Origin of the sequence: Phormidium sp. FACHB-1136, from assembly GCF_014697375.1 — a bacterium.
GTDB lineage: Bacteria > Cyanobacteriota > Cyanobacteriia > Phormidesmidales > Phormidesmidaceae > Nodosilinea.
The window spans coordinates 1-13,978 of record NZ_JACJRS010000128.1; the positions used below are offsets into that span (position 1 = coordinate 1).

The 13,978-nt window shown below is 56.4% G+C and carries 10 protein-coding genes and 1 riboswitch; of the genes, 5 read left to right on the forward strand and 5 right to left on the reverse strand.

The window, feature by feature from the left end:
- Window positions 1-993: 993 nt before the first annotated feature.
- On the forward strand, window positions 994-1,386 hold the full coding sequence (locus tag H6G62_RS23730) for a Uma2 family endonuclease (RefSeq protein ID WP_347239418.1): 393 nt from the start codon (window positions 994-996) through the stop codon (window positions 1,384-1,386).
- Between the two features lie 64 nt (window positions 1,387-1,450).
- Here H6G62_RS23730 and H6G62_RS23735 read toward each other — a convergent pair whose 3' ends face one another.
- From H6G62_RS23735 to H6G62_RS28080, 3 genes are all read right to left on the reverse strand, one after another.
- Complete coding sequence (locus H6G62_RS23735) at window positions 1,451-2,881, reverse strand: ion transporter (RefSeq protein ID WP_190499821.1); 1,431 nt, start codon at window positions 2,879-2,881, stop codon at window positions 1,451-1,453.
- 190 nt (window positions 2,882-3,071) lie between these two features.
- Window positions 3,072-3,599: a hypothetical protein gene (locus H6G62_RS23740; RefSeq protein WP_190499823.1), complete on the reverse strand. Its 528-nt coding sequence runs from the start codon at window positions 3,597-3,599 to the stop codon at window positions 3,072-3,074.
- A 2-nt stretch (window positions 3,600-3,601) separates the two neighbouring features.
- A complete protein-coding gene (locus H6G62_RS28080; RefSeq protein WP_190499824.1) occupies window positions 3,602-4,048 on the reverse strand; it encodes a hypothetical protein in 447 nt (148 codons plus the stop codon).
- A gap of 225 nt (window positions 4,049-4,273) precedes the next feature.
- On the opposite strand from H6G62_RS28080, the gene H6G62_RS23750 reads away from it, so the two are divergent.
- Window positions 4,274-6,826: a glycogen/starch/alpha-glucan phosphorylase gene (locus tag H6G62_RS23750; protein ID WP_190499827.1), complete on the forward strand. Its 2,553-nt coding sequence runs from the start codon at window positions 4,274-4,276 to the stop codon at window positions 6,824-6,826.
- A 304-nt stretch (window positions 6,827-7,130) separates the two neighbouring features.
- Here the strand turns inward: H6G62_RS23750 and H6G62_RS23755 are convergent, their stop codons facing one another.
- Together H6G62_RS23755 and H6G62_RS23760 are read right to left on the reverse strand one after the other, a co-directional pair.
- Complete coding sequence (locus H6G62_RS23755; RefSeq protein WP_190499829.1) at window positions 7,131-8,057, reverse strand: GNAT family N-acetyltransferase; 927 nt, start codon at window positions 8,055-8,057, stop codon at window positions 7,131-7,133.
- Between the two features lie 326 nt (window positions 8,058-8,383).
- A complete protein-coding gene (locus H6G62_RS23760) occupies window positions 8,384-8,809 on the reverse strand; it encodes a DUF4278 domain-containing protein (RefSeq protein WP_190499831.1) in 426 nt (141 codons plus the stop codon).
- A gap of 39 nt (window positions 8,810-8,848) precedes the next feature.
- Window positions 8,849-8,931, reverse strand: a riboswitch (Glutamine riboswitch).
- A gap of 625 nt (window positions 8,932-9,556) precedes the next feature.
- On the opposite strand from H6G62_RS23760, the gene H6G62_RS23765 reads away from it, so the two are divergent.
- From H6G62_RS23765 to H6G62_RS23775, 3 genes are all read left to right on the forward strand, one after another.
- Window positions 9,557-12,634 (forward strand): anti-phage-associated DUF499 domain-containing protein, encoded by a 3,078-nt coding sequence (locus tag H6G62_RS23765; protein ID WP_190499833.1) that lies wholly within the window; start codon window positions 9,557-9,559, stop codon window positions 12,632-12,634.
- On the forward strand, window positions 12,631-13,188 hold the full coding sequence (locus H6G62_RS23770) for an anti-phage-associated DUF3780 domain-containing protein (protein ID WP_190499835.1): 558 nt from the start codon (window positions 12,631-12,633) through the stop codon (window positions 13,186-13,188). Before H6G62_RS23765 ends, H6G62_RS23770 begins: the two co-directional genes overlap by 4 nt.
- A 5-nt stretch (window positions 13,189-13,193) precedes the next feature.
- Window positions 13,194-13,978 (forward strand): Rpn family recombination-promoting nuclease/putative transposase (locus H6G62_RS23775; RefSeq protein ID WP_190499837.1); only part of this gene is annotated, 785 nt, incomplete at its 3' end.

Consider the following 13,978-nt stretch of genomic DNA (forward strand, 5'->3'; position numbering starts at 1 on the left):
TGCTTCTGAAGCTCTTGCTTTTCCTCTGACGTTAGATAGTTTCTGACTCCCATGGCTTATTCCAGAATTTTAATGTATTATACGCAGTTTAGATGACTAACAGCTTAGCCAACCCCCGAACCTAAAGTAAGAACTGCCCCTGCAAGAAGACTGCCGAGTAGCCAAAGATGGCTTCGCTTAACCTTCAGTTGACCCAACATGATTTCACCTACAACGAAATAAATCTATTGATGACCTTCAGCAAAATAAACCGGAAAAACATCTCCTACAGGATTTCTGAAGCTGACGACGTATCTAAGCACAGCCAAGATGCCCGTCTTGGGGAAGTCTTGATATAGTGCAAATGTACGTCATCAGATTGGGAAGCCCTGTAGTGTGGTTGACTTAGATTCGCCTGAAGGATGAACCTACACTTCAGCTTTCCCCAATCCCGAGCGCCACTAACAGCCCTACGGATAAGAAATGTTAAGACGCCTGCCTGCGACCCCAGAGGTAAGATGCATTCGCGGCTCAGACCTGCTCGACTGATGTTGGATCAATCCCTTTGGCCGCAATGCACCGCTTACCCATCGCCAATTTTCCTGTATATGGCTTTGGTGCATTGCTTCGCGAATGCACCAAAGCTACGGCTCTATGGAACGGATGGATTTTACAAGTATCGCCATACTCTCTAGCGAGATACCATAGGACGCATAAATCAAGAAGCCTCAGCCTCCCTAGAGTACACAGTGGCTCACCCAGGAAACGTGCTCTATGACCGATGCCAAGACTCAACGGCTATGCCAGGGCCATTCGTTAGGCCGTTAGCCCACGTTGCGAGGGGAAAACAACGATGACAATTACCCTAGCCAAATGGTCACTCGACGACTATCACCAGATGATTGCCGCCCATATTTTGGTGGGGCGGCGGGTGGAATTGCTGAATGGAGAAATCGTTAAAGGGCACCCGAAGGGCCAGAACACGCCCAGACCAGCACCGATGCAGCAGACTATTTGCGGGGGCTTTTGGGCCATCGAGCGCTGGTACGAGAGGCCAAGCCCATTACCCTACCGCACAGCAACTCCGAGCCAGAGCCAGATATTACGATAGCCCAACCGCTCCGAGCCCTTTACCGTAGTCGCCACCCCTACCCCGCCGAATTTTTTTGGGTGATGGAGTACGCTAACACCAGTTGGACAAAAGATAGTGAGGTCAAACGCCCCACCTACGCCCAGGCGGGCATTCCTGAGTATTGGATTGTCAACCTGAAGCGTCGCGATGTGACGGTACTGTGGCAACCGGAACAAGGGGAGTATCAACAATCCCTCACCTTAGCCGACGGCATCGTTAATCCCCAGGCATTCCCAGATCTGGCCATCGCCGTTCGGAGACTGATTGAGGGCTAGATCGTCAGATCTCACCCCCAGTCCCTCGCCTAGGCAGGAGCGGAGAGCTAGGGGGCGAACATGATTAATAGTCCACAATTTCGGGGCACTTGCGGGCGATGACGATGAGTTGATCCTTGGGGCCAAGGCGATAGTTGGCGGGGGGGTTCACCAGGGTATGGCGCTTGGGATAGCTGAGTTCTACGGCAATCAGTAGGGCGTCGTAGGATCGTTTGAGGCGATCCACCGCTTGCCAGAAGGAGAGATCAATCCAGGAGGGCGGGATCGACACCTTGTAAAACTGGTTGCCCACCTGCACCGTGAGGAGCTCGGCCATCACCTCTACGGAGCCTTGGGTGCGGGCGGAGGTGGCGATCATGTGGCTGGTGATTTCGTCGGCCACGATCACGTCATCGACCCCAGCGGCTTTGAGTTGCACATCATTGCGGCGATCTAGCAATTGGGCGCAGGTGTAGATGGCGGGGTTAATTTTCTCGATGGTGAGGGCAGCCAGGACGGTGCGGGCATCGATGTCTTGGTCGCTGCGGGGGCGGGTGGTGTCGGCCAGCAGGATGGCGCGGGCGCACTGGGAGATATTGATGGACTTGAGCACGTCGATGCGGGTGTAGTCCGCCACATGGAAATAAATGTGGGACAGGTTGAGGTGGCGCAGGGCACGCTCTGGGGTTTCCTCAAACTCGGCAATGATTAAAATTGGGCTATCCTGCAAGCCGCCATCGAACAGCAGTTCTTCGACGATGTGCCGTCCGTTGCGGTTCCAGCCGCAGATCACCGTGTGGTTTCTCAGTTCGTCCAGGGCCATCGTTCGATACTCCATGGTGGATCGTAGTCGCTGCACCATCACCGCCGACACCAGTCCGGTAATCACCGCAAACAGGGTCAACCCGCCCAGCATCACCATCAGGGTGAGAACTCGCCCCACCAGGGTAACGGGTTCGGCCCCAATCGGCTCAGCCGCCACCAGGGTAAACAGGCTCCACCAGAGGGCTTGGGGTAGGTTTTCAATGTCGTCGTTGGTGCCCCCTTCGGCCAGAAAAATGCCCAGCCCACCCCCCAGCAGCAGCACCCCCAGGATAGCCACCAGGCCAATCTGCGCCCCCAGCCCAATCGCCAGGGCGGGGTAAATACGGCCCAGATTACGGTTCAGCAAAATCCCCACCCGCAGCAGCCGCAGCAGCCGCAGCAATCGCAGCACCACAAACTGACTGGGGAAGGGAATCACCGCCAGAATATCCCACCAGTAGTTTTTGAGAAACCGTTGTTTATTCCGGGCCGACCAAGCCCGCAGGCCCAGTTCTAGCCAAAAGGTTCCCGTCAGCCAGTGCTGCAACCCCACCACCGCCCGATGGCCCGCACTGCCAAAGGGCAATCCCACCTCAATAAACACCAGCAGCACCGAAGCCAGAATTAACCCAATCAGCAGGAACTCGATGGTGGGCGAATGGAGGGCACGGTCTACCCGCTGCTGCATGGAAGGGGCAAGGGAGGGGGGCATCACAGGGTTGCCCTCGGCATCAAAACTAGAGATTCCACGACCGCTATCTTCTCACTACTTCCTGGATCATCTTTCACCCTATCGAACCCATCTGCCACAATCCGTACCCTACAGCACAGCCCCCGTACGGGCGCACTGCTGTGCGCCCCAACCCCAGCCCTCATGCGGCGTGTTTTTCTCTGGGGATAGATCAAGCCAGAACCATCAACTCATTGAGCTTTGCTTTCAGGTCTGGCGATACCGTGAGCGGCCTATAGATTTCACCTTCATAGGGTTGCCAAAGATAACCTGATCGAAAGGGATAAAAGGTAGCTGAAGAACCCCATTCTTGCTCGATACTTTCTGTCAAGACTAAGCCTGGAAAACGGGTTTCAGGTATTTCTGAGATTAACTCATGATAGGTTCTAAATTCATCTACCTCTACCCCCACCAAGGCATAGCGAAAGGCTGGAGCAGAACGCAGCCGTTGATAAAGGAGAATGCCTAGCTCGGTCATCGTATAGGCTACATCGGGGGAGTCAATGCCCAGTTCGCTCACATTTTCTGGAGACACTCGACACCACCAGTTATCTTCTAAATCCTGAAACAGAGTGGCTTTACATTGGGCCTGTATGCTATTAGATAGGGTGAAAATAAGGCCATCAAAGTGCTGAGAGAAGCGCTCAGCCGCGATCTTCTCTGCGCCACATTCAGCCGATAGACTAAAGACCCAAGCCATGTTTAACCTACCTTTTCCCAGTCATTTTGGGTATTTGCTAAAGCTGTTTCGTAGCGTTCAAGCAGCATCGTCACCCTGGGCATAATGCTAACGTGGGTAGCACTATCTTGAACAGCGTCCAGATCCCCACCAATGTGGCTATCGTCAATCTGCCAGACGGGATCCCTGCCCAGGCCACCAAAGGCCGCAGGTCTGCGAAATGCAGGTAAGCTTTCAATCGAGAGGGCGGTGGACATTCCTTTGGTCGTTCTCAAGACAACCGTAACGCTTTCCCCAGTGGATTGGCGATCCGCTTCGGGCCGTAGGTAGCCCTGAGGGTCTAGCCAACCTCTCGGCATTTCAACCACATCTACGTCGATGCCCAGCCTCACACCCAAACATCGGGCACTGCGCCCCACTTTGGGTTTGCCGTTGGCTTCGGCCATGCCTCGATAGTACAGTTTAACCACGCGACCCAGATACATCCCTCAGTACCCAGATCATAGACCCAAGCCCCGATGCCTGTACGGGCGCACAGCAGTGCACCCTAACCATGCGTCCCAACTCCTTTTAACTTCCGTTAAATCGTGCCCTAGGCCACAATTCTTGCGTTCTGGGTTTGATCTGATAGGGTTATAGTCGCCTGCCAATTTGGCCATTTGTCATTTATTTGGAATCCCAAGGTCTACCCCTCTATGGACAACACTGCCACCACCGATGCCGCTGTCGCCATTGCCCTGGCTGGAGAACGCACGGGTTCCAGCATTGACAGCATTAAGCGGGCCTTTTTGAACAATTTGTTTTTTGTGCAGGGCAAGCCCGTGGCCTTGGCTACCCAGCACGACTACTACATGGCCCTGGCCTACCTAGTGCGCGACCGAATGCTGCACCGCTGGAACACCACCGTCGAGCGCTATACCCAGCAAGGGGCGCGGACGGTGTGCTACCTGTCGGCGGAATTTTTGATGGGGCCGCACCTGGGCAACAACTTGATTAACCTCGGCCTCTACAACGAGGTGAAGCAGGCCATCGAAGAACTGGGCCTAGATTTTGATGAGTTGCTGGCCCAGGAAGAGGAACCCGGTTTGGGCAACGGCGGCCTGGGACGGCTGGCGGCCTGCTATTTGGACTCCATGGCGTCGCTAGAAATTCCCTCCCTCGGCTACGGCATTCGCTACGAGTTTGGCATTTTTCACCAGGATATTAAGGACGGCTGGCAGGTGGAGCGCACCGACAAATGGCTCCGCAACGGCAACCCCTGGGAGGTGGTGCGGCCTGAGTGGGCGGTAGAGGTGAAGTTTGGCGGCCACACGGAAACCTACACCGACGACCAGGGCCGCTACCGGGTGCGCTGGGTGCCCGAACGCGAGGTACTGGGCGTTCCCTACGACACGCCAATCCTGGGCTATCAGGTGAACACCGCCAACACCCTGCGCCTGTGGAAGGCCGAGGCCATCGAATCCTTTGATTTTGAGGTGTTTAACCAGGGCAACTACTACGGGGCCGTCGAGAAAAAGGTGGCCTCCGAAAACCTGACCAAGGTGCTCTACCCCAACGACGAAACCCAGGCCGGGAAGCAACTGCGCCTAGAGCAGCAGATTTTCTTTGTCTCCTGTTCCTTGCAGGATATGTTCCGTATCCTCAAGGGCCAGGGCTTGCCGATTGAGAAGTTCCACGAAAAGTTCTCCATCCAGCTCAACGACACCCACCCCGCCATTGCCTCGGCGGAACTGATGCGCCTGCTGCTGGATGAGCATGGCCTGGATTGGACGCTGGCCTGGGAAATCACCCAAAAAACCTTCGCCTACACCAACCACACCCTGCTGCCCGAAGCCCTAGAAAAGTGGCCGATCAGCCTCTTCGGCAAGCTGCTGCCTCGCCATCTGGAAATCATCTACGAAATCAACCGCCGCTTTTTGGAACTGGTGCGGATGCGCTTCCCCAAGGATGCGGCCCGACTGGCCCGGATGTCTCTCATTGACGAAAGCGGCGAACGCTACGTGCGGATGGCCAACCTGGCCTGTGTCAGCAGCCACACCATCAACGGGGTCGCCGCTTTGCATAGTGAGTTGCTGAAGCAAACCGTGCTGCGGGATTTCTACGAACTGTTCCCCGAAAAATTCTGCAACGTCACCAACGGCGTTACCCCCCGTCGCTGGGTGGTGCTGAGCAATCCTCGCCTCAGCACCCTGATTACCAGCCGCATTGGCGACCGCTGGATCAAGCACCTCGACGAACTGAAGCAACTGGAACCCCTGGCCGACGACAGCGGCTTCCGCCAAGAATGGCACGACATCAAACAGGCCGTCAAACGTGATCTGGCGGGCCGGATTCATGACCAGTTCGGCATCCTAGTCGATCCCGCCTCCCTGTTTGATGTGCAGGTGAAGCGCATCCACGAATACAAGCGCCAGCACCTCAACGTACTGCACATCGTCACCCTCTACAGCCAGCTCAAGCAAAACCCCAATCTGGAGATCACTCCCCGCACCTTCATCTTTGCGGGCAAGGCCGCTCCGGGCTACGCCATGGCCAAGCTGATGATCAAACTGATCACCGCTGTGGGCGACATGGTGAACAAAGATCCCGACCTGCACAACAAGCTGAAGGTGATCTTTCTGCCCAACTACAACGTCACCAACAGCCAGCGCATCTATCCAGCCTCGGATTTGTCGGAGCAAATTTCCACCGCTGGGTACGAGGCGTCGGGCACGGGCAACATGAAGTTTGCTATGAACGGTGCCCTCACCATTGGTACCCTCGACGGAGCCAACGTCGAAATCCGCGACGCCGTCGGGGCCGAAAACTTCTTCCTGTTTGGCCTCACCGCCGACCAGGTGGTGGATCTCAAGGCCCAGGGCTACAACCCCTACAGCTACTACCAGGCCAACCCCCTACTCAAAGACGCCATCGACCTGATCGCCTCCGGCCACTTCTCCCAGGGCGATGGTGGCCTATTCAAGCCCCTGCTGGATAAGCTGCTCTACCAAGACCCCTACCTGCTGCTGGCCGATTACCAGGCCTACCTCGACTGTCAGCAATCCGTGGGCGACGCCTACAGCCACACCGATAGCTGGACGCGCATGTCTATCCTCAACGCCATTCGCATGGGGATGTTCTCCTCCGACCGTTCCGTCCGCGACTACTGCGACGGCATTTGGAAAGCCTCGCCCCTGCCCATCACCCTCACCGAATACACCGATGGCGACTTTGGCCTGGGGAATGAGCTAACCTGCCGAATTCGGTAAGGTTGGAGGTTAGGGATTGGGGGTTAGGGCGGGCATCGCCCATCATCCACGGATCTAACCCCATCCCCATCCCGTAGCATTTGTAACGGAAAGTGATCGAGGTTCTCCTTAGGATGAACATAGTAACGTCAATGTCAAGATTCACTAACAGACGTGCGCAAGTACTCCCTGTCCTAGGTTTCTTTGCTAACATCGGCGGTACTAGGCCCAAAAGGCCCCTCAATCAAAACGATTCATAAAACCTTTGAATCCAACCCTTAAATCCACCCTTTACCCCCGACCCAGCTCTGGACGGCTGGGTTTTTTATTGGGTTGGAGATAGCTTTTTCCCCATCAGCACATAGTCCCGAAAGGGCTGGCTATAGCGGCGACTGAGGTTGAGGGAAAGATTGTGGCTGTGCATCAAGGCATGAATCGCCTGCCGATAGCCCTGATCAAATCCGGCCTGATGAGCCGCTTCTAGGAGCGTAGACCCCAACCCGGCATAGGCTCGATCTGGCCAAATTGCGAGGGTTTTGATAATCAACCGTTGTGAATCCGTCGCCAGCAGGTCGGGCAGAACCAGTACAACCCCCACCAGGCGATCCTCGTCCCAGGCTAGCTGAATTAGGGCTAAATCCACCTGGGTGAGGAGAGGTCGTAGGTAGGACGCAAACCCATCCTCCGGCAATGGCTGAAAAAAAGGCTGGCGGCGAAAGCTGGCCATCACCAGAGCGTAGATTTGGGGCAACAGCGCCTCAACGGCGATGCCCTGGGCAGACTGAATCCGTACCGAGGCCGGAGAATGCCACCGCCGTCCGGGGGGATGGGTTTGGCTTAAATCCAGGCACAGGCGCGATTCGTACTGCGCCACAGGGGTAAATCCAGCCTGAGTAAACCAGTCTACCCAGCGAGGATCGGTCTGGGGTTCGCTGAAGAATGGGGGGCCATGGTTCCAGTTCAGGGCACAGCGGTAGCTCTGCCAAGTGCTCCCATCCATCGGCCCCAGAACCAGGGTGCAGCCCCATTGGCAAAGAATGTCACAGGCTTGGTGCAAAAACGCCACCGCTGCCTCGGTTTCGGTGGCTTCCAACTCACCCAACCGTCCTACCTGTAGGAATGCCTTGGCGGCCCTCGTTTCCGCATTTAGCCAGGTATCGGATCTTACCTCCTCCAACCCATCCCACCACAGGGAACCACGGGCCACGACCTTATCCCCCGACCACAGGCAACCCACCAATTGGGGAGCCATGACCTGGTGAGTAGCATTCCCGTCCGGCCTAGTCAGGTGCAGACGAAATGGGTTGGATTGAAGTGGCTCCATGACGGCCTTGGGCAATGGGGCAGGGCGAGAGAACCTCTCCCCTACGACTGGGTTGCGGTTTGGGGCGAGGGTGGTTCCCAGGGTAGCCTAAGGCCCAAAAAAAGGGCATCTTTGCAGATGCCCTTGGGCTGCTCCAGCTACAGCGCAGACTGAAAACCTAGCGTGTCCATCGAAGCAGACTAGAACCGCTGGATACTTGGCGGAAACGGGGTAGACAAAAATCAAGCGATTCAGCCACCACGTTCCAATTTTGTCTAGACCAGGTGGTGCAGTTCCTCTTCCAACTGTTGCACAAGACGGTCGTTACCCTGGGCTTTGGCCACCGCAAGGCGATGATCCAAGGAGCGCTGAATATTCGTACGGTGGGCGGTGCTAGCCTCCATCAACAGATGGCGGCGGGCCTGCATAGTTGGGCTATCTGCGCCCTTGATGCCTTGGAACACAGGCTGGCGAACCTCTGCCGCAGGGCTAGCGCTCACGGGCTGGACATGGCCTTGGGCTGTGGTTTCGTAACCCACGCCACGGTAGGTATAGCGGGCCACGGGCTGGGGCACAGGCACATGGCTAGGGTAGGAAAAGGTGAGGGTACGGCCACGGTAGCAACCCGTGATCTCACTGTCTTTCATTTCCAGGGAGGGCGGATTGTAGTCGTACTCAACCCCGCGATAACACAGTTTCATAAACGCTCCTGTCAAAAAAGGTTCAACAACGGCTCAGGGGGCGCGTTCCTTCAGGAGACAGCTCCTTACTTCCGTCTAGGCTTAGGGGGCAGTGCCGTCCTAGGGAAGCCCAGATGAACGTTTAGACAAGTCTGTATTCAATTTTACGAAATTTCCCCTATGTCAACAACTCATAGCATTTTGTTAAGCTCTGCCCCAAACAGCCGAGAACCCTTTCCAAATAAGGCTTTCAAGCTATGCACAACTTCAATGCAGTCCGCAAATCTTTACCAATCAAACAATTAGGATCCTATTGATCCCATCGCCCTAGTCCATGACGGCATTCTCGGATCCATTTCATCAACCTCTGGACTGCCGTACCCGCAGCATTCAGGTCGCAACGGTAGTCCTAATTTCGTACAGGCTAGTTTCGTACAGGCTAGAGAATAATCAGGCGACCCTAGAGACCTTACGGCAGTAGATTGCTGTTTTTGGCTGTTTTTTCTCTGGCCCGTAGATTAATGCACTGCCCGTTATGGATCGCCCCACCTGTGAAAGAAGGAAGCCATCGTGCGAGGGTGCTGATTTACGCCAGCGGCTGGGGAACAATGTCTTAAAGGAGTTCACTGGATGCAGGTAGGGGCTCGTCCTTGCCTGCGAGTTTGGCCTAGAGCCTATCGTGCCGCAGCCGCCCAGGCAGTTGGGGGGCTGGGGAGGACTGTCTGCTGATGACTGAAAGCTGCCCGTAAACACAACCCCTACCGCCCCATGAAAACCGTTCGTGATGCCTGCACGCTCCAGGACAACGCCCTGTCCATCAAACTCAGCGATCAAATCGAACAAATCGACGAATTGATTGTAGATGCGACGGCTGGGGAAATCTTCTTCGAGAAGACCTGTATCACCCAAGGGATGCAAGATTTAATTAGTGAGGGACTAGCCCGTCTAGCAGGGGCTTCATCCCAAGCTATTTTTCACCTCAAGCAATCCATGGGGGGTGGCAAGACTCACTTAATGCTGGGCTTTGGGTACTTGGCTAAACACCCTGCTATGCGGAAGAAATACTGTGCTGGGATGCCCTATGCCCTCGATTTTGACTACGCTAATGTCGCAGCGTTTAACGGACGTAACAGTCCTGAGGAATTTTTCTGGGGTGAAATTGCCAATCAGCTAGGCAAAGGCGACCAGTTTAAAGGGTTTTGGACAGGTGGCCCCAAAGCTCCTGATGAAAGGGCTTGGCTCCAACTTTTTGAAGGCAATCAGCCCACCCTCATCCTGCTGGATGAAATGCCGCCCTACTTCCATCATCTAGCGACCCAAAATGTGGGCAATGGCACCGTGGCCGACATTGCCACCCGTGCTTTCGCCAACCTGCTGACGGCGGCGGGTAAAAAGAAAAACGTCTGTATTGTAGTGTCTGACCTGGATGCGGCCTACGACACGGGCGGCAAGTTAATCAACCGCGCCCTGGCCGATGCCCGCTCGGAGCTGGGGCGGCAGGAGCGGAATATCACCCCTGTTGACCTCGCTGCCAACGAAATCTACGACATCCTCCGCAAGCGCCTCTTCAAAGCCCTGCCCGACCAGGCCGAGGTTGAAGATATTGCCGACGCCTTTGGCCGCAAACTGGCCGAGGCGGCCAAATCTAAAACCGCCAGCCGAGGAGCGGAAGCCATCGCCGATGAAATTGCCGTCACCTATCCCTTCCATCCCCGCCTGAAGAATGTGATTGCGCTATTTCAGGAAAACGAGCAGTTTAAGAAAACCCGTGGCTTGCTGGAACTGGTGTCGCGGCTGCTGAAGTCGGTATGGGAGCGGGACAGCAACGATGTCTTTCTAATTGGGCCACAGCACTTTGATCTGGGCCTGAGCGATGTGCGCGACAAGCTCACCGAAATTTCGGGGATGCGGGATGTGATGGCCAAAGACCTGTGGGATGCCCAGCAGTCGGCCCATGCCCAGGTGATTGACCTACAAACGGGCAAGGAGGCCGCCACCCAACTGGGTACCCTGGTGCTGTCGGCCAGCCTATCCACCGCCGTTAATGCCGTCAAGGGGCTAACCCGCGAGGAGATGGTGGAATGCCTGGTGTCGCCCCTGCGGGAACCCTCGGACTTTTTGGCGGCCTTTGAGGAACTGGAGAAAATCGCCTGGTACCTGCACCACACCACCGAGGGCCGCTACTACTTCGACCGTCAGGAAAATCTCACCAAACTGCTGCAAAGCTTGGCCCAGGATGCCCCTCAGCCCTTGGTGGATGACATGATTCGCCATCGTCTGCGGGAGATGTTTCAACCCAGCCGCAAAACGGGCTACGACGAGGTGCTACCCCTACCCAAGCTGGAGGATGTGGCGGATCGGGTGCGGCGGGGGCGGGTGTTGCTGGTGGTCAGCCCCGATTCTGCCATTCCCCCCGAAGTCTTGCAGGAGTTCTTCGACTCCATCAGCCAAAAGAACAACCTCTGTGTGCTGACGGGCGACAAAACCGCCATGGCCAGCCTGGATAAAGCCGCCCGCCAACTCTTTGCTGCCCAAAAGGCTGATAACCGTATTCCCAAGGGCCACGGCCAGCGAGAAGACCTGGAGAGCAAGCAGGAAACCTACAAGCAAGACTTCAATGCCACCATCCTGAGCCTGTTCGACAAGGTGCTGTTCCCCATTCAGCGACCGGGCAGACCACCGCAACTGGTGGCTAAGCCGCTTAACATGAGCCGAGACAACGCCGACAACGGCGAGGAGCAAATCGAAAAAACCTTGGCCTCCAATCCGCCCAAGTTGTTCTTGGATGTGGAGAAAGACTTTGAGGCCATCCGCGACAAGGCCGAAGATTATCTGTGGCCGGAGAACCAAGACGAGGCCCGCTGGACGGACGTGGTAGACCGCTACAGCGAACAGGCCGCTATGCAGTGGCTACCGCCCAAGGGGCTTGATACCCTCAAAGCCCTAGCCTGCAACCGAGGTCTATGGGAAGACCTAAAAAACGGCTATATCACCAAAAAGCCGAAGAAGAAAACCACCTCGGTGCAATACTCCCCCGAAACCCAGCCCGATGATGCTGGACAGGTGCGCCTACGGATTAACCCCCAACATGCTGGGCCTGCCCCCCGCATCCACTATGCCGAAGATGGCCCTGTGACCGAAGCTAGCCCCGTCCTCCAGGATGCGGTGCTGACCACCAACGCCCTGCGAGTGAACTTTTTGGTGTGCGACCCCTCTGGGCAGTACGACACGGGCGACCCCATCACCTGGGAAAACAAGCTGGTGCTACGGAATAAACAGACCGAGCAGCAGGGCCAGCGCTATGTGGAACTGTTTGTAGCCCCCAGGGGCACCATTCGCTATAGCCTAGATGGCAGCGAACCCCGCGACGGCACGCCCTACGGTGGCCCCATTGCCATTGGCCAAGGGGAGGTGCTGCTACGGGCCTTTGCGGAGGCTGAGGGGCTGGAAACTAAGGCCGACTTTAAGTTCCCGGCCCTGGGCACCACCGAGATTCCCATTGACCCGGTGCAGCCCGGTCGGCTGGTGTCGCGCACGGGCCGCAAGCTTGATTCGCGAGCTAAAACCTTTGAGGGCCTAAAACAGGCGGCAGAAAAGGCTGTCACCTTTGAGGGGGTAGCGCTGACTGTGGGCCAGGGTAGCCAGATAATTGCCGTCAGCGTGGGGGAATTGCCCGTGGATGCCGCCTTCATTGAAGCGCTGCTGACTAAGGTGCTAGAGAAATTCCCTCCAGATGCCCCGGTCACGCTCACCTTCCGTAAGGGGCACTTTACCTCCGGCCACGACCTGAAGGACTTTGCCGATAAACTGGGCATGAAGCTACAGGTTGGCGATGTGGAGCAATGAAAGATTTTGGAGCATCTACGGCCTTTGGTGCCCATTTGTTTCGGGTGGATATTCCTCCGGCAAGGAATGGGGTGGTAGTGATTGTGGAAGACTATGGCTACAACGGCCTGGAGGGCGGCATTCCCCAGGGGGAGGATCGGGTGGTGCTGCAACGGCCCACTTGGGCGGCCATTGCCGATATTGCCCGACGCGAGTTCAATGACCGACTGAAGGCGGCGAAGCTGACCACGGGGCGCTGGCACACGGGCACCAACTTGGTAGATCGGCTGCTGGGCAAGGAGTTGTGTGTGTTGGCCTGGGCGGCGGAAACCGCTGATGCCGACCAGCTCCCGGTGATTTGCAGCAAGTGGGCGGCCCTGCGCCCAGAGGAACGCTGGTGGCTGTTTGCCATGACCGTGGCCGAGGCGGGCTTGCCCGAAGATACCCAGCGGGGCTGGCGGCGGGCGTTGTTCCATGCCCTGTCGGATGGGGAGAAGCCTGCAACCCGACGCCAACGCCCCCGCCCAGAGGAGCATGACATTTTGGCCCTACCCTTATTTGCCGATGCCCCCTAGCTACCATGCGCCGCGATTCCATTTTCTATAAGCTCTTCGCCCAAGATCCACAAATCTTGTTTCAACTGCTGCCAGAGGCCCCCGCCAATGCCGCCGCCTATCGGTTTGATTCGGTGGCAGTCAAGGAACCCAACTTCACCATCGACGGCATTTTTTTGCCCCCCGCCGAAGATAGCCCAGGGGTCGTCTATTTTTGCGAGGTGCAGTTCCAGCGCGATGCCCGCCTCTACGAGCGGCTCTTTGCCGAAAGTTTTTTGTATTTCTACCGCAACCGCGAACAGTTCACCAACTGGGCCGCCGTGGTGATCTACCCCTCCCGCCGGATGGAGCAACCTGATCTCGCCCCCTACCAGGCGTTGCTCGATAGCCCCCAGGTCTATCGGGTGTATCTGGAGGAACTGGGCAACATTCGCCAACTACCCCTAGGTCTAGCGCTGCTGGTGTTAACAACCTTGACCAACCAAGCGGCCCCCGCCGAGGCTCGCTATATTCTGGAAAGAACCCAAATCGAAGTCACCGACCCCACCGTTAGCCCTTTCATAATAGAGATGGTGACTACCATCATCGCCTATCAATTTACCCAACTCAGCCGCCAGGAGGTCGAAGCCATGCTAGGTCTCAATATCCAAGAAACCCGCCTCTACCAAGAAGCCAAGGAAGATGGCATCCGAGAAGCTGTACAACTCAGCCCTGAGGAAATCGAAGCCCGCTTTGCCGTCAATATCCAAGACACCCGCTTCTACCAAGAAGCTAAGGAAGATGGCGGACGGGAAGTTGTAGACCTCAGCCC

Coding starts and splice junctions, on each gene's coding strand:
- H6G62_RS23735 (WP_190499821.1), bottom strand. CDS start 2,881: ATGCCCCCCTCCCTTGCCCCTTCCATGCAGCAGCGGGTAGACCGTGCC.
- H6G62_RS23740 (WP_190499823.1), bottom strand. CDS start 3,599: ATGGCTTGGGTCTTTAGTCTATCGGCTGAATGTGGCGCAGAGAAGATC.
- H6G62_RS23750 (WP_190499827.1), top strand. CDS start 4,274: ATGGACAACACTGCCACCACCGATGCCGCTGTCGCCATTGCCCTGGCT.
- H6G62_RS23755 (WP_190499829.1), bottom strand. CDS start 8,057: ATGGCTCCCCAATTGGTGGGTTGCCTGTGGTCGGGGGATAAGGTCGTG.
- H6G62_RS23760 (WP_190499831.1), bottom strand. CDS start 8,809: ATGAAACTGTGTTATCGCGGGGTTGAGTACGACTACAATCCGCCCTCC.
- H6G62_RS23765 (WP_190499833.1), top strand. CDS start 9,557: ATGAAAACCGTTCGTGATGCCTGCACGCTCCAGGACAACGCCCTGTCC.
- H6G62_RS23770 (WP_190499835.1), top strand. CDS start 12,631: ATGAAAGATTTTGGAGCATCTACGGCCTTTGGTGCCCATTTGTTTCGG.